The 21,756-nt window shown below is 64.4% G+C and carries 21 protein-coding genes; 4 read left to right on the top strand and 17 right to left on the bottom strand.

Translation table 11 applies throughout. The features are described from left to right. Positions 1–94: 94 nt before the first annotated feature. From AB4120_RS01500 to leuC, 8 genes are all read right to left on the bottom strand, one after another. Positions 95–841, bottom strand: a complete 747-nt coding sequence (locus tag AB4120_RS01500; RefSeq protein ID WP_441641770.1) for a phosphoribosylanthranilate isomerase — start codon at positions 839–841, stop codon at positions 95–97. Beyond that, a complete protein-coding gene (truA, locus tag AB4120_RS01495) occupies positions 828–1,649 on the bottom strand; it encodes a tRNA pseudouridine(38-40) synthase TruA (protein WP_149135548.1) in 822 nt (273 codons plus the stop codon). The genes AB4120_RS01500 and truA overlap by 14 nt, the downstream gene beginning before the upstream one ends. Before the next feature lie 132 nt (positions 1,650–1,781). After that, the gene (locus tag AB4120_RS01490) at positions 1,782–4,625 is read right to left on the bottom strand and encodes a FimV/HubP family polar landmark protein (RefSeq protein ID WP_441641769.1); all 2,844 of its coding nucleotides are present in this window, start codon (positions 4,623–4,625) and stop codon (positions 1,782–1,784) included. A 281-nt stretch (positions 4,626–4,906) separates the two neighbouring features. Then, positions 4,907–6,043: an aspartate-semialdehyde dehydrogenase gene (gene asd, locus AB4120_RS01485; protein ID WP_144199405.1), complete on the bottom strand. Its 1,137-nt coding sequence runs from the start codon at positions 6,041–6,043 to the stop codon at positions 4,907–4,909. Positions 6,044–6,331: 288 nt separating this feature from the next. Next, positions 6,332–7,399, bottom strand: a complete 1,068-nt coding sequence (gene leuB / locus AB4120_RS01480) for a 3-isopropylmalate dehydrogenase (RefSeq protein WP_144199407.1) — start codon at positions 7,397–7,399, stop codon at positions 6,332–6,334. Between the two features lie 34 nt (positions 7,400–7,433). Further along, positions 7,434–8,084, bottom strand: coding sequence for a 3-isopropylmalate dehydratase small subunit (gene leuD / locus AB4120_RS01475; RefSeq protein WP_144199409.1), 651 nt, complete (start codon positions 8,082–8,084; stop codon positions 7,434–7,436). Positions 8,085–8,094: 10 nt separating this feature from the next. Beyond that, entirely contained in the window at positions 8,095–8,226 is a 132-nt protein-coding gene (locus tag AB4120_RS01470; RefSeq protein WP_144199412.1) for an entericidin A/B family lipoprotein, read from the bottom strand. A 47-nt stretch (positions 8,227–8,273) separates the two neighbouring features. Continuing rightward, on the bottom strand, positions 8,274–9,683 hold the full coding sequence (leuC, locus tag AB4120_RS01465) for a 3-isopropylmalate dehydratase large subunit (RefSeq protein WP_149135546.1): 1,410 nt from the start codon (positions 9,681–9,683) through the stop codon (positions 8,274–8,276). A gap of 359 nt (positions 9,684–10,042) precedes the next feature. Here leuC and AB4120_RS01460 point away from each other — a divergent pair, with 359 nt between their 5' ends. From AB4120_RS01460 to AB4120_RS01445, 4 genes are read left to right on the top strand one after another with little or no spacing between them, the layout of a single operon-like run. After that, positions 10,043–10,525: an Hcp family type VI secretion system effector gene (locus AB4120_RS01460; protein WP_149135545.1), complete on the top strand. Its 483-nt coding sequence runs from the start codon at positions 10,043–10,045 to the stop codon at positions 10,523–10,525. 13 nt (positions 10,526–10,538) lie between these two features. Continuing rightward, positions 10,539–11,153 carry a peptidoglycan recognition protein family protein gene (locus AB4120_RS01455; RefSeq protein WP_149135544.1) on the top strand — a complete coding sequence of 205 codons (615 nt, stop codon included), beginning with the start codon at positions 10,539–10,541 and terminating at the stop codon, positions 11,151–11,153. After that, positions 11,147–11,575 (top strand): hypothetical protein, encoded by a 429-nt coding sequence (locus AB4120_RS01450; RefSeq protein ID WP_441641768.1) that lies wholly within the window; start codon positions 11,147–11,149, stop codon positions 11,573–11,575. The genes AB4120_RS01455 and AB4120_RS01450 overlap by 7 nt, the downstream gene beginning before the upstream one ends. Further along, positions 11,569–11,925 carry a hypothetical protein gene (locus AB4120_RS01445; RefSeq protein WP_441641767.1) on the top strand — a complete coding sequence of 119 codons (357 nt, stop codon included), beginning with the start codon at positions 11,569–11,571 and terminating at the stop codon, positions 11,923–11,925. Before AB4120_RS01450 ends, AB4120_RS01445 begins: the two co-directional genes overlap by 7 nt. Before the next feature lie 49 nt (positions 11,926–11,974). Here AB4120_RS01445 and AB4120_RS01440 read toward each other — a convergent pair whose 3' ends face one another. The 9 genes from AB4120_RS01440 to sdhA all read right to left on the bottom strand — a co-directional run bounded on the left by AB4120_RS01440 (position 11,975) and on the right by sdhA (position 21,753). Next, the gene (locus tag AB4120_RS01440) at positions 11,975–12,676 is read right to left on the bottom strand and encodes an ABC transporter ATP-binding protein (RefSeq protein ID WP_092290155.1); all 702 of its coding nucleotides are present in this window, start codon (positions 12,674–12,676) and stop codon (positions 11,975–11,977) included. Next, positions 12,676–13,443, bottom strand: a complete 768-nt coding sequence (livG, locus tag AB4120_RS01435) for a high-affinity branched-chain amino acid ABC transporter ATP-binding protein LivG (RefSeq protein ID WP_144199418.1) — start codon at positions 13,441–13,443, stop codon at positions 12,676–12,678. Before livG ends, AB4120_RS01440 begins: the two co-directional genes overlap by 1 nt. Then, on the bottom strand, positions 13,440–14,705 hold the full coding sequence (locus tag AB4120_RS01430) for a high-affinity branched-chain amino acid ABC transporter permease LivM (RefSeq protein ID WP_441641766.1): 1,266 nt from the start codon (positions 14,703–14,705) through the stop codon (positions 13,440–13,442). The genes livG and AB4120_RS01430 overlap by 4 nt, the downstream gene beginning before the upstream one ends. Before the next feature lie 10 nt (positions 14,706–14,715). After that, positions 14,716–15,642 carry a high-affinity branched-chain amino acid ABC transporter permease LivH gene (gene livH, locus AB4120_RS01425; protein ID WP_144199422.1) on the bottom strand — a complete coding sequence of 309 codons (927 nt, stop codon included), beginning with the start codon at positions 15,640–15,642 and terminating at the stop codon, positions 14,716–14,718. 138 nt (positions 15,643–15,780) lie between these two features. Further along, complete coding sequence (locus AB4120_RS01420) at positions 15,781–16,908, bottom strand: branched-chain amino acid ABC transporter substrate-binding protein (RefSeq protein ID WP_441641765.1); 1,128 nt, start codon at positions 16,906–16,908, stop codon at positions 15,781–15,783. 576 nt (positions 16,909–17,484) lie between these two features. Continuing rightward, positions 17,485–18,786 carry a citrate synthase gene (gene gltA, locus AB4120_RS01415; protein ID WP_144199426.1) on the bottom strand — a complete coding sequence of 434 codons (1,302 nt, stop codon included), beginning with the start codon at positions 18,784–18,786 and terminating at the stop codon, positions 17,485–17,487. A gap of 42 nt (positions 18,787–18,828) precedes the next feature. Further along, positions 18,829–19,110, bottom strand: a complete 282-nt coding sequence (locus AB4120_RS01410; RefSeq protein ID WP_144199427.1) for an FAD assembly factor SdhE — start codon at positions 19,108–19,110, stop codon at positions 18,829–18,831. A gap of 128 nt (positions 19,111–19,238) precedes the next feature. Continuing rightward, on the bottom strand, positions 19,239–19,940 hold the full coding sequence (locus AB4120_RS01405) for a succinate dehydrogenase iron-sulfur subunit (protein ID WP_092290164.1): 702 nt from the start codon (positions 19,938–19,940) through the stop codon (positions 19,239–19,241). A 34-nt stretch (positions 19,941–19,974) separates the two neighbouring features. Further along, positions 19,975–21,753 (bottom strand): succinate dehydrogenase flavoprotein subunit, encoded by a 1,779-nt coding sequence (gene sdhA, locus AB4120_RS01400; protein ID WP_144199428.1) that lies wholly within the window; start codon positions 21,751–21,753, stop codon positions 19,975–19,977. Positions 21,754–21,756 lie beyond the last annotated feature (3 nt).

Genomic DNA, 21,756 nt, shown 5'->3' with positions numbered 1-21,756 from the left:
TCTCAGGATGGCGCACCGGCCCAGTTCGGGCAGGGGCGCGGAAATTCGGGGATGCGGCCGGCAGGCGGCGGGAACGGGTCCGGGAGGCCCCGGGTCACCCTGCTTCCGCCATGCGCACGGCACGCATGAACGCGGCAATGCGGGCGTGGTCCTTCACGCCCTTCGACGCCTCCACGCCGCTACTTACATCCACGGCATAGGGGCGCACGCGCTCAATCGCGCCAGCGACGTTTTGCGCGTTCAACCCACCACTCAAAACGATGCGAGGAGCGCCGTTTGCGTTCGGGCTGCCCTTGGGGGGCACGGAGGGTGCCGGCTGCGAGGTGGAAACCAGCGCCGGATCGGTCGGAAGCCATTGGCCGGGAATCAGGGTCCAGTCGAAGACGTGGCCGCCACCGCCATAGCCTTCCACGAAGGCATCGAGCAACAGGCCGGCGGCGTCACGGTATTGATCGGCGAATTCTACCAAATCGAGCCCCGGTCGAACACGGGCCGCGCGCACGAAAGGCAGCCGGCAGCGCCGGGCGATCTCCGCGCACTGCTCGGGGGTCTCGTCACCGTGGAACTGGAGTAACGTCAACGGCACCCGCTCGGACACGTGGGCCACTTCCTCGGCATCGGCATTGACGAACAGGCCGACCACCGAGACGAATGGCGCCACGCGCTCGGCCAGTGCCGCCGCGCGTGCCACGTCCACATAGCGCGGGCTGCCGGCGTAGCAGACCAGGCCGATGGCATCGGCACCGGCGTCCACGGCGGCGCGGACGTCGTCCTCGCGGGTCAGGCCGCAGATCTTGACGCGGGTGCGGGCGGGCATCTGGCTGAAATCAGGCGCCGTCATCGGTAAAGACTCCGTGGAAGAAGCTCGCGGACGGGTCCGCGGCGGGCAGCCGGTACGGCTCAGGATACTTTACGCCGGCCAGGTAGAGGCCGTCGGGCATGAAGGTTGGCGCAGCCTGGCGGCGGTCACGGCCAGCCAGCACCTCGGCCATCCAGCTGGCCGGATAGCGGCCCCGCCCGACCGCCACGAGGCAACCCATCAGGTTGCGCACCATGTGGTGCAGGAAGGCGCTGGCGCGGAAGCGCAGGAAGACCCAGTTGCCATCGGCCTTCAGCGTCACGTCGTACATTGTCTTGATGGGCGACTTGGCTTGGCACTCGGCGGCGCGGAAGGCCGAGAAATCGTGCTCGCCCAGCAGGCAGCTCGCGGCAGCGCGCATGGCGTCAACGTCGAGCTGCTGGCCCGGTGGCAGCATCAGGTAGCCGGCGCGGCCGTGCAGCATCGGCACGCGGTGCGGGCCGGTGTAGAGCGCGTAGTAATACTTGCGCTCGAACGCCAGGAAGCGCGCGTGGAAGCCCTCGTCCACCGGCTCAGCCCATTGCAGGGCCACCGACGGCGGCAGGAAGGCGTTGATGCCGCGCACCCAGGAAAACTTGTCGCGCGAGAGTTCGGTATCGAGATGAATCACCTGCCCGAGCGCATGCACGCCGGCATCGGTACGCCCCGCCACCGTGGTCAGCAGGCGAGTCCCCGCAAAACGCTCGATGGCGTCCTCCAGATGGTCCTGCACGGTATTGCGGTGCGGTTGCGACTGCCAGCCCGAGAAGGCCGATCCGTCGTAATGAAGCCCGATGGCGATGCGATTCATGGATCCCAAAAGAAAATGCGCCGGAAGGGACGCTTCCGGCGCATCGCTTCGGGCCGCAACGGCGTGGCGCCGTGCAAGCCCTCCATCATACCGGCCTTTGCAGGCCGTTTTCCGACGCGTGACCGCTTCCGGTCAGGCCACCTCGCGCAGCAGCGTGCGGGCTTCGGCCTGGAGCGGGTCTTGCGACTGATCCACCACTTCCTGGAGCAGCTCGCGGGCCCCTTCCTTGTCGCCGATCTCGATGTAGGCACGGGCCAGGTCGAGCTTGATCTGCATGTCGCGGCCGCCGTCCATGCCGTTGGCGGACAGGGTGCTGGCGGACACGCCGTGGGTGGTATCACCACCGCCCTCGGACGTCACGCGGGTCAGGTCGATCGGCTCGGCCAGACGGCCGTTCTGCAGCATCGTCGGCGCCGGCAGCGGCACCGAGTCGGCCAGCGGGTCGTTGTCCGCCGGCTTGCCGGCGCTGCCGGGGTTCAGGTCGAGCGAGATGCCCGACATGTCGAACTCCAGTGGGCGCGAACGCGTCGGGGTATCGAGTGCCGGCACCTCGGCCAGATGGCGGCTGTCCACGTGGGCCGGCATGTCGAGACCGGCATCGTGGCTTTCGTCGAGTACGTCATCCAGACGTGCCACCGGTTCCGCTTGGGATTCGCTACCGAATACCAGCGAGGCCGACTCCGGTGCCACGATGGGCTCCCCCGGCGCGGGCGCCGGGAAGGCGTCGAGCGGCAGCGCCAGGTCCGCCATGGCGGGCTCGCGCGGCGGCTGCTCGAGGTTGTGCGCGGGGTCCTGCGTGCGCCACTGGTCCGCGACCGGCGTGGTGGTATCCACTTCGGCCGTGGTGTCCGGCGTTACCGACAAATACAAGGCATTGCTCGAGTCCAGCTTGCGACCCATTTCGGCGGCCTGCAGCCAGTCCGCGCCTTGCCCGCCCGTCTGGGCGAACATTTCTTCTGCAATCACTCGGAAACCTTCCACATCCTGACGAGTGTTGTAAATCTCCAGCAGCTTCAGGCGAATGGCCTGACGCTCTGGGTTCTGTTGCAGCGCTTCGCGCAGGATTTCTTCTGCCTGCACGTCGCGCCCGTAGGCGATATACACCTCCGCCTCGGCGATCGGGTCCACCTCGGTGGCTTCCGGCGAGTTGTTGCCAATCCGGAAATCGGCGCCAAACACGCTGTGCTGCGAGGTATCCACGCTCTGGCCACCGGCGGTGCCGAACAGCGAATGGCCACCGGCCATCACCGTGCTTTCCTGCGAGAGGATGCTGTCGCCGAAGCCACCATTGTCGGCGGTCTTCTGCTTCTGGCGGCGGCGATAGACGGCGTAGCCGCCCAGCAGCGCGACCAGCAGGCCGGCGCCCGGCAGCAGCATCGGGTTGCCAAGCAGTTCGTCCAGGAACGAGGTTTCCGGCACCGGTGCGGGCTGCACGCGCGGCGCAGGCTTCTTCACGGCCACAGGGGCGGAAGCCGCGGCAGCCGGCGCGGGTGCGGCGGCGTCTGCCTGCGGTGCCGAAGCGGCGGCCGTTGCAGCCACAGCGGCTGCGGCCGGCGCGGCGGCATCGGCTGCGGAGGCCGGTGCAGCTGCCGTGGCGGCCGGAGCCGGCGTGGGCGTGGCCGTGCTCGTCGCGGCAGTCGCCGTGTCGGCCGGCTTGGCTGGCTCGGCGGGCACCACAGTCGGCGCGGTGCTGGCCGCCGGCGTGGCCGGCGCAGCAGCCGGGGCCGGAGCCGCCTTGGCCTGGTTCAGCTTGGCGATCTCGGCATTCTTCAGCTCCATCAGGCGCTGCATGTCCGTGACGTTCTTCTCGAGCTGGGCCAGCTTCGACTCGGCGTCCTTGAGCTTGCGCTGCGTGGCCACTTCGGCTTCGGCCTGGGCTTGCGCCTTGGCCTGCGCGGCGCGGTCCGCCTTGCTCAGCTTCAGTTCGTCGCGCGGACCAGCGGCAGGCACCGTGGTGTCCTGCACGCGCGCGGTCACGTTGCCGGACTGCTCGCGGCCCGAGCCCGCTTCCACGGACTTTGCGGCGGCGGCGGCGGCCAGACGGCTGCGATAGCTGTCGAAACCCTGCGTGCGCGCCACGACTTCGCGGCGGGCTTCGCGCGGGCTCACGGCCTGCGCCTGCTGGGCGCTCGGCACCTTCAACACCGCGCCGGACTTGATCCGGTTGATGTTGCCGCCGATGAATGCATTCGGATTATTCCGATACAGCGCGAGCAGCATCTGCTCGAGCGACACGTCCTGGCCTTGCGCGGCATCGCCCGCAATGCTGGACAGGGTGTCGCCGCGCTGAATCGTGTATGGCTCGCCGGCGGCGGCGCCGTCGGTCGATGCGGGGGCTGCCGGGGCCGACTGGGCGGCGCGGCGCGGCTGGCGCGGCGCCGGGGCCGGACGTGCGGGCTCCAACGAAGCGGCGGCCGGCACCGGCGCGGCGGGCCTGGCCGCCTGTGCGGGGGCCTCGGCCGGCGACGCATCGGGCGTGGCCGCCTGCACCACCGTGGTCGGGGCAAAGCTCTGGTTGGACTTCGCGCCCGCCGGATCGAGCAGGAACGTATAGGCCCGCGTCACCTTGCCGCTCGACCAGCTCATGTCGACGAGGATGTCGACGAACGGCTCGCTGATCGGCTGGTTGGAACGGACGGTTGCCACATAGCTGCCGTTGGGGCGCTGCTCCACCTGGAGCCGCACGCCGGAAACGGCCGGCAGGTACGTCAGCCCTGCCCTGGCATAGGCGGCCGGCGAGGCGAGCTTGACGTTGAGACTGTCCGCTTCCTCGGCCGAAACGCCGCTGATATCGATTTCAGCCTGGAGCGGTTGCCCCAGATTGGACTGTACCCGTAATTGTCCGAACCCCGCGGCGTACGCGGCCGGCTGCATCAGCAGCAAACCGAGAGCCGTGACGGCCAGCGTTGACCAGCGCTGACGGACAGTAGGCGCATCTTTCCGGCGATGTAGGCTCACACTCACCTCGTGCTCCATTTATGTTTCTAGTAGCGAAAAATAAACCCGACCCCAAATGCCTGGCTGGTGGGCGGACGGCCGGTGCGGACGAAAAACGTCGTGCCCGATTGTCTCACCCCTTCGCCGCAATGACGCGACGGTGACCCCTTGGCCAGGCGAATGCCGGCTGTATTGTGACGCAAGCCCGAGAAAAATAGGGGTCCGAACGTAACAACGCCGCGCTGGGGCGCGGCGTTGGCAGGAAAGCACCGGATTCTGTTGCCTCCCCGCAACGAATGCCGGGGAGACTCAGTACCTGCTTACTTCTCGATCAGAATGCGTAGCATACGCCGCAGCGGCTCGGCGGCGCCCCACAGCAGTTGGTCGCCCACCGTGAAGGCCGACAGGTACTCGCCGCCCATCTGCATCTTGCGCAGGCGACCCACCGGAATGCTCAGCGTGCCGGTCACGGCAGCCGGGGTCAGGTCGGTCATGCTCGCTTCGCGCGTGTTCGGCACTACCTTGGCCCAAGGGTTGTGGGCGGCCAGCATGCCTTCGATCTCATCCAGCGGCACATCCTTGCGCAGCTTGATGGTCAGCGCCTGCGAGTGGCAGCGCATGGCGCCAATCCGCACGCACAGGCCGTCCACGGCGATCGGGGTGGCCCCGGTCGCGCCCAGGAAGCCATCGCCACGACCCAGGATCTTGTTGGTCTCGGCGCCGCCCTTCCATTCTTCGCGCGACACGCCGTTGCCCAGATCCTTGTCGATCCAGGGAATCAGGTTGCCGGCCAGCGGCACGCCGAACTGCTTGGTTTCGTCCGCCGACAGGCCGTGCTGCGTGGCCAGGATGGTGCGGTCGATCTCGAGGATCGCCGAGGCGGGGTTGTCCAGCAGCGGCTTGACCGAGGCGTTCAGGGTGCCGAACTGCGTCAGCAGCTCGCGCATGTGCTGCGCGCCGCCGCCCGAGGCGGCCTGGTAAGTCATGGAGGTCATCCACTCGACCAGGTCGTTCTCGAACAGGCCGCCCAGGCCCATCAGCATGCAGCTGACCGTGCAGTTGCCGCCGATGAAGTTCTTGACGCCCTTCGAAAGCGCATCCTTGATCACGTCCTGGTTGACCGGGTCGAGCACGATGATCGCGTCGTCCTTCATGCGCAGCGAGGACGCCGCGTCAATCCAGTAGCCGTTCCAGCCGGCCGCGCGCAGGCGCGGGAAGACATCACTGGTGTAGTCGCCGCCCTGGGCGGTGAGCACCACGTCGCACTGCTTCAGTGCATCGATGTCATTGGCATCTTTCAGCGTGGTTTCGTTCTTCGCCATGGCCGGGGCCTTGCCGCCGGCGTTGGACGTGCTGAAGAAAACGGGCTCGATATGGTCGAAATCGCGCTCTTCCTGCATGCGTTGCATCAGGACGCTGCCGACCATTCCTCGCCAACCGACGAGACCTACAATCATGACTTACCTCGGATGTGATGAGTACTTCCCCGCCATTTTCCTCGCCCGGCGTACGCTGCGCGGGGAAGACGGGCAGGCACGACGAACGATCTTAGGGGATCGTTTTGGTAGTAATGGTTTTAATCGTCGCGGTATGGTCGCGCGAACCCACGCCGGCCGTGATCACGGCAGCGATGGCAGTAGCGAGGAACTGGGGAATTCGGACCATTCGCGGAGTCTACACGATTTTCTTGCGCCAACGGGGCCCGAAGGCCCCGTTTTTGGCACGAACTGGCAAAAAACGGCCGATTACAGCGCAGCCAGCACGGCTTCGCCCATCTCCCGCGTGCCGACCTGCTTGCAGCCCGGCGTGAGGATGTCGCCGGTGCGGTAGCCCTGAGCCAGCACCTTCTTGACGGCGTTCTCGATGCGGTCGGCCTGCTCGGCCTTGTTCAGCGAGTAACGCAGCATCATCGCGGCGGAGAGGATGGTGGCCAGCGGATTGGCCACGCCCTTGCCGGCGATGTCCGGCGCCGAGCCGTGCGACGGCTCGTACAGACCCTTGTTGTTGGCATCGAGCGACGCCGACGGCAGCATGCCGATGGAGCCGGTCAGCATTGCGGCTTCGTCGGACAGGATGTCGCCGAACATGTTGCCGGTGACGATCACGTCGAAGCTCTTCGGCGCCTTCACCAGCTGCATGGCCGCGTTGTCCACGTACATGTGCGACAGCTCGACGTCCGGATATTCCTTGCTGACATCGATCACGATGTCCTTCCAGAACTGGAAGGTCTCCAGCACGTTGGCCTTGTCCACGCTGCACAACTTCTTGCCGCGCTTGGCCGCTGCCTGGAACGCCACGTGGGCAATGCGGCGGATCTCGGGCTCGCTGTAGCGCATCGTATCGAAGGCTTCGCGGGCGCCCTTGAACAGGCCGTCCGGCGCCTCGCGCATGCCGCGCGGCTGGCCGAAGTAAATGTCGCCGTTCAGCTCGCGCACGATCAGGATGTCCAGGCCAGCCACCAGCTCGGGCTTCAGGCTCGAGGCGCCGGTCAACTCCGGATAGCAGATCGCCGGGCGGAAGTTCGCAAACAGCTGCAGGTGCTTGCGCAGGCCCAGGATGGCCTGCTCCGGGCGCAGCGGACGCTCCAGGCTGTCGTACTTCCAGTCGCCCACGGCGCCGAACAGGATGGCATCGGCCTCCTTGGCCAGCTTCAGCGTGTTCTCGGGCAGCGGATGGCCTTCGGCCTCGTAGCCGGCGCCGCCCACGGGCGCCGTTTCCAGTTCAAATTTCTCGTCGAGGGCGTTGAGCACCTTGACGGCTTCGGCAACGATCTCGGGACCAATGCCGTCACCCGGCAGGACTGCAATCTTCATCTGTCTTCCTGTATTGGAGGTGTGTCTCGGGCCGTCAGCCGACCAGGCGATTGCCCAGCCAGGGCATCTTCGTCAGGCGCTCGGCTTCGTACGCCTTGATCTTGTCCTTGTGGCGCAGCGTCAGCGCCACGTCGTCGAAGCCGTTCAGCATGCAGTACTTGCGGAACGGGGCGATGTCGAACGGATAGCTGTTGCCGCCCGCCGTGACCACCACCTGCTTGTCCAGGTCGATGGTCAGCTGGTAGCCCGGGAACGCGTTGGTCTCGTTGAACAGGTGGTCGACCTGGAGCGCCGTCAGCACCACCGGCAGCAGGCCGTTCTTGTAGCAGTTGTTGAAGAAGATGTCGGCAAAGCTCGGCGCGATGACGGCGCGGAAGCCGTATTGCGTGAGCGCCCACGGCGCGTGCTCGCGCGAGCTGCCGCAGCCGAAGTTGTTGCGCGCCAGCAGGATGCTCGCGCCCTGGTAGCGCGCCTGGTTCAGCACGAAGTCCGGGTTCAGCGGACGCTTGCTGTTGTCCTGGCCGGGCTGGCCAACGTCCTTGTAGCGCCATTCGTCGAACAGGTTCGGGCCGAAGCCCGTGCGCTTGATCGACTTCAGGAACTGCTTCGGAATGATGGCGTCGGTGTCGACGTTTTCGCGGTCCAGCGGCGCCACGAGGCCGCTGTGTACGGTGAACTTGTCCATGAGTATGTCCTTACTTGCGCGCCGCGTTCTCGAGGGAACGGCCGGCGGCCTGCGTGTCCTTGCCGAGGCCGGCCATCGTGTTGCAGCCAGCCAGTTGCAGCATGCCCAGGCATGCCAGGAACGTGATCACGATCTTTTTCATGTTCTGCTTATTCGATTAGCCGTGTACGGATGCCGTTGCGTAACGCTTCAGCCCAGCTTGCGGATGTCGACGAAATGCCCCTCGATGGCAGCGGCGGCGGCCATCGCCGGGCTGACCAGGTGGGTCCGGCCGCCGGCGCCCTGGCGACCTTCGAAGTTACGGTTCGAGGTGGACGCGCAGCGCTCGCCCGGCTCCAGCCGGTCGGCGTTCATCGCCAGGCACATCGAGCAGCCCGGCTCGCGCCATTCGAAGCCGGCGGCCTTGAAGACCTTGTCCAGCCCTTCGTGCTCGGCCTGCGCCTTCACCAGGCCCGAGCCCGGCACCACCATCGCCAGCTTCACATTGCCAGCGACCTTGCGCCCCAGCTTCTGCACCACCCAGGCGGCGGCGCGCATGTCCTCGATGCGGCTGTTGGTGCAGGAGCCGATAAACACCTTGTCGATCTGGATCGACTCCATCGGCACATTCGGCTGCAGGTTCATGTACTCGAGCGCGCGCTCCATGGCGTTGCGGCGGTTCGGGTCCTTTTCCTTCTCGGGATCGGGCACGCGGTCCTCGATGCTGACCACCATCTCGGGCGACGTGCCCCAGGTGACCTGCGGACGGATGTCCTCGCCGCGCAGCTCCACCACCTTGTCGAAGTGGGCGCCCGCGTCCGAATGCAGCGTGCGCCAGTAGGCCACGGCCTGGTCCCATTCCACGCCCTGCGGCGCGTACGGACGACCCTTCACGTATTCCAGTGTCACGTCATCCACGGCCACCAGGCCGGCGCGCGCGCCGGCTTCGATCGCCATGTTGCAGACGGTCATGCGGCCTTCCATCGTCAGGTCACGGATGGCGGACCCGGCGAACTCCATGGTGTAGCCCGTACCGCCGGCCGTGCCGATCTTGCCGATGATGGCCAGCACGATGTCCTTGGCGGTGCAGCCGCGCGGCAGCTTGCCTTCCACGCGGATCAGCATGTTCTTGGCCTTCTTGCCCAGCAGCGTCTGCGTGGCGAGCACGTGCTCCACCTCGGACGTGCCGATGCCATGCGCCAGCGCACCGAACGCGCCGTGCGTGCTGGTGTGCGAATCGCCGCAGACCACCGTCATGCCCGGCAGCGTGGCGCCCTGCTCCGGCCCGATCACGTGGACGATGCCCTGGCGGTGATCGTTCATCTTGAACTGGGTGATGCCGAAGGCGTCGCAGTTGGCGTCCAGCGTATCGACCTGGAGCTTCGAGACGGGGTCCGCGATGCCTTGCGTACGGTCCGTGGTCGGCACGTTGTGGTCGGACACCGCCAGGTTCGCGCTGATGCGCCAGACCGGACGCTCCGCCAGCTTCAGCCCCTCGAACGCCTGCGGGCTGGTCACTTCGTGCAGCAGGTGGCGATCGATGTAGAGCAGCGTCGTGCCGTCTTCCTCGACGTGGACGGTGTGGTCATCCCAGAGTTTGTCGTAGAGCGTCTTGGCCATGATGCAGGGGGGGGCAGACCGTCCGTCCGGGCAGGGACGGCGGAGGTCCGCGCAGTGGTTTGCAGGGATTGTTATTAACCGGATGCCTTCGCGGGTCGGCGCCGCTATTGTGCCGCGCCTCCGGCGTGGCCGGTGATTGCTTGACATCGCAAGCGATTATGCCACGCGGGGCTTCCTCAGGCGGTCAGACGCTATCGATAACCCGGCAGTCATTGACGAAAGGGGGATTTCGCGGTTGGCGAAAAGGGGTGGGTGGCGGCAAGTCCGGGGCGGCGGCGCCTTTCGAACTAGTCCTATAGATCACTTGGCGGGCGATCGATAGGCTCCCGGAGTACTTCTCACCTGAACGGGAGCATGCGATGGCGCAGGACATTTTCTTGAAGCTGACAGGAATCGAAGGCGAAGCGGCGGACGCCAGCCATTCGAAGGAAATCGAGGTTCTGACGTGGGAATGGTCGGTGAAGCAGCCATCGAACATGCACGCAGGAAGGGGCGGTGGCGCAGGCAAGGCGACCGTTGAGGACCTGACGTTCGAACACTATGTCGACCGCGCCACGCCCAATCTGGTTCAGTACTGCCTGACCGGGAAACATATCGGCAGCGCAGTGCTGACGATGCGCAAGGCGGGTGGCAAGCCGCTTGAGTTTCTTAGGATCACGATGGAGGACGTCCTGATCACGCAGGTGAAACCAGCTCACAACATCAATATGCGCGCGCCCCGGGAAGAAGTCAGCCTTTCATTCTCGCGAGTGAAGCAGGAATACGTCGTGCAGAACGCCTCCGGCGGCAGTGCCGGGACGGTCAGCATGGGTTATGACGTGAAGGCAAACAGGGCAATCTGACCGGGAGACACATATGTTCTTTATTGACAAGAATGGCCGGGTGGATGCCGAACGCGTCAAGATCAAGATCTTCCCGAACATTGAGCGGGGGCCGATGGACAGGGTTAATGGAATTATTGTTCACCAGACAGACGGCTCCACAACTGAAAGTACATTCAGCAGTTATCGAGCAAAAGGCGCGCTCGGCGCCCATTTCCTGATTGACAAGGACGGGACGGTATATCAAACAGCTTCGCTGAAGAAAATCACCAGACACGTGGGAAAGCTACAGTCTCGCTGCATTGTTACGCACAAATGCGCGCCGGCTGAATTGAAGCTGACCACTGCAATCCAACTTCAATATACAAAGCTATCGATACACGAACACAAAAAGCCTTGGCCCGAGCGCTACCCTTCCAGCGACGACTCCATCGGTATCGAAATCGTTGGGAAATCCGTGCCGATTGATCCAGCCAGTGACAGCAAGACCGCAAGAATCTACGAGAACGTCACCACCCAGCAAAATGCGTCGCTCCGCTGGCTCATCGCAGAACTGGTTGCAACGTTCAACGTTTCGACCGGAGAGATTTATCGACATCCTCAGGTCTCATACAAGAACCCAACCGAGGCGAGCACCGCAGTATGGTAAAGGTCGGACTGATCTGTGTCTCAATGATGGCCGCATTTTACGCATTACCCGTAACGGCCCAAGAGAGAACCGTAAAAAACGTCGTCATCAAGGAAACGGGCTTAACCTCGCACACTGACGACGCCAGCCTCACGGAAAACTGTAAGACCTTCAAGCCGACAGACAGCCAAGTGAAACGGTATTTCTCCAAGGCTTATCCGATAGAGAGCCGCATTCTGACGCACGAGCGTTATTCCCCATGCTTTGCGATCGGCGAGGTATCGTTCAGCGATAACACTTCCGGCAGATTTCGACTCTACTCAGGAGGGACAGCGACATTATTCTGGTTAGGAGGCAATACGGTCGACCTGCTCTACAAGAGCAACAAATGGCACGACCCTTTCGCTTGCGCATATGGTCTTAGCGACGAGCCGGAATGCTGACGGCCCAAGGCCGCGTGGAGCACTATCCGGACGCTCCCCAGCCGCATTGGATCGTATTCCCGCACATCGAACCTGGTGAACTGGCGCCACATGTCAGGCAAGGCGTAGCCGAACCATGGTTCGACCGGGAATGGAGGCCCTTCTGGACGTCGCTGACGCCGATACAACGGGATCTCTATCTAGACGGCTGGCAGGCCAGCCCTGAATGGCGAGAGGCAATTGCTCTTGTTTTCGAGTCCTTCTCGGAGCTCGATGTCGATCAAGACGCCAAGGAGTCCGAGGAATACCTGAGAGCGAATAGCTCACACCCAAAGAGGTGCTCGCTACTCAACCGACTCTTCAAGCGGTAAGCGATATATGGAGGGCAAAGCCTGGACTCCAAGCTCTGTCCACTCCCCCTCACCCACCCAAATACGCCGCCCGTATCCGGTCATTCGCCAGCAAATTCTCCCCGGTATCCGCCAGCACCACTTTCCCGGTTTCCAGCACGTAGCCCCGGTCGGCCACCTGCAGTGCCTTGTTGGCGTTCTGTTCGACCAGGAACACTGTGACACCTTCGTCACGAATGGTGCGGATGATGTCGAAGATCTGGGCGATGATCAGCGGGGCGAGGCCCAGTGTCGGCTCGTCCAGCAGCAGCAACCGGGGGCGGCTCATCAGGGCGCGGCCGATGGCCAGCATTTGCTGTTCGCCGCCGGACATCGTGCCTGCGCGCTGGCCCGAGCGCTGGTTCAGCCTCGGAAATAGCTTGAAAACGTGCTCGATGCCGGCCTCGATGTCGTGCCGGCTGGCGAAGAAGGCGCCCATCTTCAGGTTTTCCAGCACGGTCAGGCTCGGAAACACGCGGCGCCCTTCCGGCGAGATCGCCATGCCCATGCGCATGATCTCGTGGGTGTTGCGCTGCGTGATGTCCTGCCCCTCGAACGACACGCGGCCGCTCGAGGCGCGCGGCGAGCCGCACACGGTCATCATCAGCGTGGTCTTGCCCGCGCCGTTGCTGCCGATCAGCGTGACGATCTCGCCCTTGTTCACTTCGATCGATACGCCGCTCAGCGCCTCCACGGCGCCATAGTGGGTATGGACCTGTTCCAGCTTCAGCATCAGTCCTCTCCCAGGTAGGCCTTGATTACGCGCGGGTCGTTGCGCACTTCCTCGGGCTTGCCGATGACGATCGGCTTGCCGTGCTCCATCACGAGGATGCGGTCGGACACGCCCATGACGAGGCTCATGTCATGCTCGATCAACAGCACCGAAATGTTGAATTCGTGGCGCAATTTGTCGATCAATTGTTGCAGTTCGATCTTCTCCTGCGGATTCAGACCAGCGGCCGGCTCGTCGAGCATCAGCAGGCGCGGCTTGGTGATCATGCAGCGCGCGATCTCGAGCCGGCGCTGGTGCCCGTAGGACAGCGTGCCCGCCTCACGGTTGGCCACCGAGGTCAGACCCATGCGTTCCAGCCAGACGGCGGCCCGTTCCAGCGCCTCGCGCTCGGCGCGGCGGTAGGCCGGCGTGGCGAACAGCCCGCGCAGCAGGCCGGACTTGACCTGCAGGTGCTGCGCCACGAGCAGGTTCTCCACCACGGTCAGCGACCTGAACAGGCGAATATTCTGAAATGTACGCACCAGCCCGCGCCGCGCCACCTGGTGGCTCGGCAGGCCGGCGATGGCCTGGCCGTCCAGCGTGACCTCGCCGGCGGTGGGCTTGTAGAAGCCGCCCACGCAGTTGAACACCGTGGTCTTGCCGGCGCCGTTCGGGCCGATGATGGCGAAGACCTCGTCGCGACGCACATCGAAATCGATGCCGTCCACGGCCAGCAGCCCGCCAAAGCGCATCTGCAGGCCGGATACTTTCAGCATTTCCGCGCTCATTGCGGCAACTCCACGTGGGGACGGCTCGCGGGCAGCAGGCCCTGCGGACGCCACATCATCATCAGCACCATCACCAGGCCGAAAATCAGCATGCGGTATTCGGCAAAATCGCGCGCCACTTCGGGCAGCACCGTCAGCAGGATGGCCGCGAGGATCACGCCCAATTGTGAGCCCATGCCGCCCAGCACCACCACGGCCAGGATCAGCGCCGATTCGATGAACGTGAACGACTCCGGATTGACCAGCCCCTGGCGCGCCGCGAAAAACGCGCCGGCCAGCCCGGCGAACGAGGCGCCCAGCGTGAACGCCGACAGCTTGATGCGCGTGGGGTTCAGGCCCAGCGAGCGGCAGGCGATCTCATCGTCGCGCAGCGCCTCCCAGGCGCGGCCCATCGGCATGCGGATCAGGCGGCTCGTCACAAACAGGGTGAAGCCCACCAGCAGCAGTGCCAGCAGGTACAGGAAGATCACCATGTGCTGGCCGGTGTAGTCGAACCCGATCATCTCGTGGAACGTGCGCGTGCCTTCCACGCTCGCGCTGCGCGCCATCTCGATGCCGAACACGGTCGGCTTCGGAATGCCCGAGACGCCGTCCGGGCCGCCGGTCAGGCTGGTCAGGTTGTTCAGCAGCAGGCGGATGATTTCACCAAAGCCGAGCGTGACGATGGCCAGGTAGTCGCCGCGCAGCCGCAGCACCGGGAAGCCGAGCACGAAGCCGAACAGCGCCGACATGCCCGCAGCAATCGGCAGGCACTCCCAGAACGTGAACCCGAAGTACTGGTTGAGCAGCGCGTACGTGTAGCCGCCCACCGCGTAGAAGCCCACGTAGCCCAGATCGAGCAGACCGGCGAAGCCCACCACGATGTTCAGGCCCAGGCCGAGGATCACGTAGATCAGCGCGAGCGTGGCAACGTCCACCGCGCCGCGCGAGCCGAAGAACGGCCAGACCAGCCCCACCGCCAGCAGCACCCAGATCACCACGCGCTGCTGCTGCGCGCCCATCGCCGGCGCGGCCGGCAGCTTCACGGCGCTACGGGCCCGCGTTAGCAGCGGCTTGAGTAGCTGGAAGACGAAAACGGCTGCCACGGCGATCCAGACCGGCCGCCAGTGCGGCTCCAGCACCACCTTGTAGCCGTCCAGCTTCAGTTGCAGGCCCAGCACGGGAATGGTGAGGATGGCCGTCATCACAGCCGCCGTCACCGCGCCCTTCATCGTCTGCGCGACGGAATGCGATACAGATTTTTGGTACATCGCTTGTGTCATGGCGCCCTCCTCAGACCTTTTCCACATCCGGCTTGCCAAGCAGGCCGGTCGGACGGAACAGCAGCACCAGGACCAGCAGCCCAAACGCCACCACGTCCTTGTACTCGGCCGGCATATAGCCGGAGGCGAAGGTTTCGGCCAGGCCCAGCAGCACGCCGCCGAGCATCGCGCCCGGAATACTGCCGATGCCACCCAGCACGGCGGCCGTAAAGGCCTTGATGCCGGCGATAAAGCCGATGAACGGATTGAGCTTGCCGATGGTGAGCCCGATCAGCACGCCACCCACGGCGGCCAGCATCGCGCCGAGCACGAAGGTGAACGAGATCACGCGGTTCGTGTCGATGCCGAGCAGGTTGGCCATGCGCATGTCCTCCGCGCAGGCGCGGCAGGCGCGGCCCATGCGCGAATGGCCGATAAACAGCGTCAGCGCCACCATCAGCACCAGCGTCACGCCCACGATCAGCAGGCGCGAATAGGGCACGGTCACGACGAAGTCGCCGCCCATCTGAAATTCAATGGCGCCCGAGATCAGCACCGGCACGGACACGTCACGCGCGCCCTGCCCGATCTGGACGTAGTTCTGAAGAAAAATCGACATGCCGATGGCCGAGATCAGCGGCACCAGCCGCGGCCCGCCGCGCAAGGGGCGATACGCCACGCGCTCCACGGCAAAGCCATAGCAGCCAGTGACGGCCACGGCCACGATCAGCGCGGCGCCCAGCACCAGCGGCAGCGGGTAGCCGGCCTGCGCGCCGATGGCGGTCAGGGTGACGAGGCCCACGTAGGCGCCGATCATGTAGATCTCGCCGTGGGCAAAGTTGATCATGCCGATGATGCCGTAGACCATGGTGTAGCCAATGGCGATCAGCGCATAGATCGCACCCAGCGTCAGGCCGTTGACCAGCTGCTGGGTGAACTGTGGAAGGAATTCGTTCATGCGGAGGACCTTGTGGATCGGGAAGGCCGATGCGGCGTGCGGGCCGTCAGGATGTGACGATTATCCGACATCGAACCGATACCAAAACGCCCCGCTCCCGGTGCGGGAGCGAGGCGTTTCGCCAGAGTGGCGCCGGACTTAGTTGGCGGCGGTCTTCGTGGCGTCCTTGTGCCACGTGTAGACGACGAACTTGAAGGACTTCAGGTCGCCGCGCTCGTCGTACTCGACCTTGCCGATCGGCGTGGTGAACGCGTTCTTGTGCATGTACGCGGCCACCTTGGCCGGGTCCGTGCTCTTGGCGCCGGCGATGGCGTCGCCGATGATCTTCACGGCGGCGTAGGCGGGCATCTGGAACGGGCCGTTGGCGTCACGCTTCTTGTCGGCGAAGGCCTTCACCAGCGCGGCGTTGGCCGGGTCGGCCGAGAAGTCGGCCGGCAGCGTGACCAGCATGCCTTCCGACGACGGGCCGGCGATGGCCGTCACGTCCTTGTTGCCCACGCCCTCGGGGCCCATGAACGTCGCCTTCACGCCCTGCTCGCGCGCCTGGCGCAGCAGCAGGCCCATTTCCGGGTGATAGCCGCCGAAGTAGACGAAGTCCACGCCCTGCGACTTCAACTTCGTGATCACGGCGGAGTAGTCCGAGTCACCGGCGTTGATGCCTTCGAACACGGCCACGGGAATCTTGGCAGCTTCCAGATCCTTCTTCACCGACGAAGCGATGCCCTGGCCGTACGACTGCTTGTCGTGCAGCACGGCCACCTTCTTCGGCTTGACCTTGCCGATGATGTACTGGGCAGCGGCAGGACCCTGCTGGTCGTCACGGCCGATGGTGCGGAAGATGAACTTGCGCTTCTTGTTCTCGGTCAGCTGCGGCGCGGTGGCCGACGGCGTGACCATCACGATGCCTTCGTTCTCGTAGATGTCCGATGCCGGAATCGTCGAGCCGGAGCACACGTGGCCAATCACGAAGCGAATGTTCTGGCTCACGATCCTGTTGGCCACCGCCACGGCCTGCTTGGGCTCGCAGGCGTCGTCCATCAGCACCACTTCGAGCTTGTTACCGCCTGCACCGCCCGCGGCATTGATCTGTTCGATGGCGGTCAGGGCACCGGCCTTGACCATGTCGCCGTACTGGGCGACCGAGCCGCTCATGGGGCCGGCGATGGCGATCTTGACGGTTTCGGCGTGGGCCAGGCTGGCGGCAGTGAGGCCGGCGGTGGCAATCACGGCGGCCATGGCAGTGGACGTGAGACGGGACAGCGTCATCAGGAGCTCCTCGATTATGTGTAGGTCATTCCGGGCAGAGGTGGCATGACCTGCGCAATCGAACAACACCCGCGGGGAGAGCCGCCAGAGGTGGCGGAGGGAAGACCCGAAGCGGAAGACGGGCCTGCGATGAAGACGTGAAGCGATGCGGGGCCCGGCATGTGTCAGCGCCCCGGAAGCTCGTGGCGCCAAAAGTTCGGAAAGACAACGTTGATGCGTTCTCTATTGCGCAAGCGCTTCGCCTGCCCCGCCTTGCCGCGCGACGTGCCGGAAGGGTGGCCCGGCTGCCGGTGGCAAAAGCAGCCCGCATTATAGAGGGAAGTTGCAACCGGTTGGGGCGATAGTTCCCGACTTTGCCGAAAATCAGACAACAAATGCAGACTGTTGCAACCTTCCCATGGCAGGAATCGTCGCAAAAATGGTCTTTCACAACTGTTGTGCATAACCGCGACGATGACCCTCACGCGGCGGCGCACAACGCCCCGCAGGCGGAAAAACAAACGCCCCGGCAAGCCGGGGCGTTCGTGTTTGCTGCAGCGCAAGGCGGCCGGGCCGCCCTGCGTTTGCGCGGCGGGATCAGCGCTTGGCCATGTCCGGCACTTCGCGGGCGGCGGCGCCGTTGAACAGCTGGCGCGGACGGCCGATCTTGTACTCGGGGTCCGTGATCATCTCTTCCCACTGCGAGATCCAGCCCGGCGTACGTGCCAGGGCGAAGATGCAGGTGAACAGCGAGGTCGGGATGCCCAGCGCGCGCTGCACGATACCCGAGTAGAAGTCCACGTTCGGGTACAGCTTGCGGCTCACGAAGTACTCGTCTTCCAGCGCGATCTTTTCCAGTTCCATGGCGAGCTTGAACAGCGGGTCGTTGTGCAGGCCCAGTTCGTTCAGCACTTCATGGCAGGTTTCGCGCATCAGCTTGGCGCGCGGATCGTAGTTCTTGTACACGCGGTGGCCAAAGCCCATCAGGCGCACGCCCGAGTTCTTGTCCTTGACCTGCTTGATGAACTCGTTGATGTTGTCCACGCTGCCGATCTCTTCCAGCATCTTCAGCGCAGCTTCGTTGGCACCGCCGTGGGCCGGACCCCACAGGCAGGCCACGCCAGCGGCGATGGCGGCGAACGGGTTCGTGCCCGACGAGCCAGCCAGGCGCACCGTCGAGGTGGAGGCGTTCTGCTCGTGGTCGGCGTGCAGGATGAAGATGCGGTCCAGCGCGCGCTCGAGCACCGGGTTCACGGTGTACGGGGCGCACGGCGTGCCGAACATCATGCGCAGGAAGTTGCCCGAGTAGGACAGGTCGTTCTGCGGGTAGATGTACGGCTGGCCGATGTTGTACTTGTATGCCATGGCCACGAGGGTCGGCATCTTGGCGATCAGGCGAATGGCCGAGATCTCGCGCTGGTGCGGATCATCGATGTCCATCGCGTCGTGGTAGAACGCGCTCATCGCGCCCACGAGACCCGTCAGCACGGCCATCGGGTGGGCATCGCGGCGGAAGCCGCGCAGGAAGAATTGCAGCTGCTCGTGAACCATCGTGTGGTTCATCACGCTGTTGACGAACTCTTCCTTCTGCTTGGCGTTGGGCAGTTCGCCCTTCAGCAGCAGGTAGCAGGTTTCCAGGTGATCGCACTTGCCTGCCAGCTGCTCGATCGGATAGCCGCGGTACAGCAGTTCACCCTTGTCACCATCGATGTAGGTGATCTTGGAGTTGCACGACGCAGTCGACATGAACCCCGGGTCATAGGTGAACTTGCCGGTCTGTCCGTACAGCTTGCGAATGTCGATCACGTCGGGGCCAACGGTACCCTTGTAGATCGGCAGCTCAACGCTGGGGGAACCATCGGAAAACGATAGCGTGGCTTTCACATCGGACGGCGTCATGTCGGTTCCTTCTAATGCTGTGAATAATAGTGTTGACCAAACTCAGACCGAACGCAGCAGGTCGAGGACCCGATGCATCGGGGGCGTGTCGAGCTCACCGTCCAGCTCCTTGCGGGCAAGCAGCAGGTCCATCAACTCGTTGTCGCTGAGCTCGAACAGCTCGCCCAGCGATGCCACGTCCTCATCGGACAGGCTCTCCTCGTAACGGTTGAAGAAACGTTCGACGATGATGTCGTTCTCCAGGAGGCCGCGGCGGGCACGCCAGCGCAAACGGGCACGCTTATGCGGATCGGCCTGATGGGAGAAAGTGGTGGAAAGACTCATGGTCAGCCTTCTTGCGATCGGCGCGTCACCTGATATAGCTCACCAGGCTGACGCGCCGCTTACTTCAACTGCAGACTGCGATACTGCAGCCTCCCGCGTGGTGGCAGAAGGCAGTTTATACCGCTGGCTTATACCGCGCGGCGGACCATCAGTTCCTTGATCTTGCCGATGGCCTTGGTCGGATTGAGACCCTTCGGGCACACGTCGACGCAGTTCATGATGCTGTGGCAGCGGAACAGGCGGTACGGGTCGTTCAGGTTGTCCAGACGCTCGCCGGTAGCCTGGTCGCGGCTGTCCGCGATGAAGCGGTAGGCTTGCAGCAGGCCGGCCGGGCCGACGAACTTGTCCGGGTTCCACCAGAACGACGGGCACGACGTGGAGCAGCTCGCGCACAGGATGCACTCGTACAGGCCGTCCAGCTCGTCACGTTCCTGCGGCGACTGCAGACGTTCCTTCTCGGGCGGCGGCTCGTCGTTGATCAGAAACGGCTTGATCGAGTTGTACTGCTTGAAGAAGTTCGTCATGTCGACGATCAGGTCCCGCACCACCGGCAGGCCGGGCAGCGGACGCAGCACGATGCGGTCCGGCAGCTCGCGCATGTTCGTCAGGCAGGCCAGGCCGTTCTTGCCGTTGATGTTCATCGCGTCCGAACCGCACACGCCTTCACGGCACGAGCGGCGGAACGAGATGGTCTCGTCGAGCTTCTTCAGCTTGACCAGCGCATCGAGCAGCATGCGCTCGTGACCATCGAGTTCCACCTCGTAGGTCTGCATGCGGGGCGCGTCGTCCTTGTCCGGATCGTAGCGGTAGACTTCGAAAATACGCTTCATTTCTGTGGGTCCTGTTGTCTCTACGATGCGGGGCTCAGAAGGTACGGGCCTTCGGCGGAACCGATTCCACCGTCAGCGGCTCCATCTTCACCGGCTTGTAGTCGAGGCGGTTGCCTTCGCTGTAGAACAGCGTGTGCTTGAGCCAGTTGTTGTCGTCGCGGTTCGGGAAGTCGCTGTGGGCGTGGGCGCCACGCGATTCCTTGCGGGCCGCGGCCGAGATCATCGTCGCCTTGGCCACTTCCACCAGGTTCGACACTTCCAGGGCTTCCACCAGCGCGGTGTTGAAGACCTTGGACTTGTCCTTCAGGTGGATGTTGTTGGCACGCTCCGCCACTTCCAGGATGCGCTCGACGCCTTCGTCCATCAGCTTCTGCGTACGGAACACGCCGGCATGCGACTGCATGTTGCGACGGATGTCGTTGGCCACGTCCTGCGTGTACTCGCCCGACGACGAATTCTGCAGCTTGGCCAGGCGCGCCATGGCGCGGTCCGCGGCGTCAGCCGGCAGCGGCTTGTGTTCCTTCTGCTTGTTCGCGTTGGCAATGATGTGGTTGCCGGCCGCACGGCCGAACACCACCAGATCCAGCAGCGAGTTCGTGCCCAGGCGGTTGGCGCCGTGCACCGACACGCACGAGCATTCGCCGATCGCGTAGAAGCCGTTCACGATCTCGTTCGGGTTGCCGTTCTTCGGCACCACGACCTGACCGTGGAAGTTCGTCGGGATACCGCCCATCTGGTAGTGGATGGTCGGCACGACGGGGATCGGTTCCTTGATCGCGTCGACGTTGGCGAACTTCATGCCGATCTCGCGGATCGACGGCAGGCGCTTCATGATGGTCTCGGCACCGACGTGGGTCAGGTCGAGCAGCACGTAGTCGCCGTTCGGGCCGCAGCCACGGCCTTCCTTGATTTCCTGGTCCATCGAGCGCGACACGAAGTCACGCGGCGCCAGATCCTTCAGCGTCGGGGCATAGCGCTCCATGAAGCGCTCGCCATCCTTGTTACGCAGGATGCCGCCCTCGCCACGCACGCCTTCCGTGATCAGCACGCCCGCGCCGGCCACGCCGGTCGGGTGGAACTGCCAGAACTCCATGTCTTCCAGGGGTACGCCGGCACGCGCCGCCATGCCCAGGCCATCGCCCGTGTTGATGAAGGCGTTGGTGGAAGCCGCGTAGATCCGGCCCGCGCCGCCAGTGGCGAACAGGGTGGTCTTGGCTTCGAGGATGTAGACCTCGCCGGTTTCCATTTCCAGCGCGGTCACGCCCAGCACATCACCGTCTTCGTCGCGGATCAGGTCCAGCGCCATCCATTCGACGAAGAAATGCGTCTTGGCGCGCACATTGCGCTGGTACAGCGTGTGCAGCAGCGCGTGGCCGGTACGGTCAGCCGCGGCGCAGGCACGCTGCACGGGCTTCTCGCCGTAGTTGGCCGTGTGGCCGCCGAACGGACGCTGGTAGATCGTGCCATCGGCGTTACGGTCGAACGGCATGCCGAAGTGCTCGAGCTCATACACGACCTTCGGCGCTTCCCGGCACATGAACTCGATGGCGTCCTGGTCGCCCAGCCAGTCCGAGCCCTTGATGGTGTCGTAGAAGTGATAGTGCCAGTTGTCCTCGCTCATGTTGCCAAGCGAGGCACCGATGCCACCCTGCGCCGCCACGGTGTGCGAGCGGGTGGGGAAAACCTTCGACAGCACGGCCACGTTCAGGCCGGCTTCTGCGAGCTGGAGGGATGCGCGCATCCCGGCGCCGCCCGCCCCGACGATGACCACGTCAAACCGACGACGCGGCAATCCAGTCTTGACTGCGACCATTTA

The sequence above is a fragment of the Cupriavidus sp. 2KB_3 genome, assembly GCF_052115685.1.
Lineage (GTDB): Bacteria > Pseudomonadota > Gammaproteobacteria > Burkholderiales > Burkholderiaceae > Cupriavidus > Cupriavidus campinensis.
This window is presented reverse-complemented; position numbering and strand designations above follow the sequence as displayed.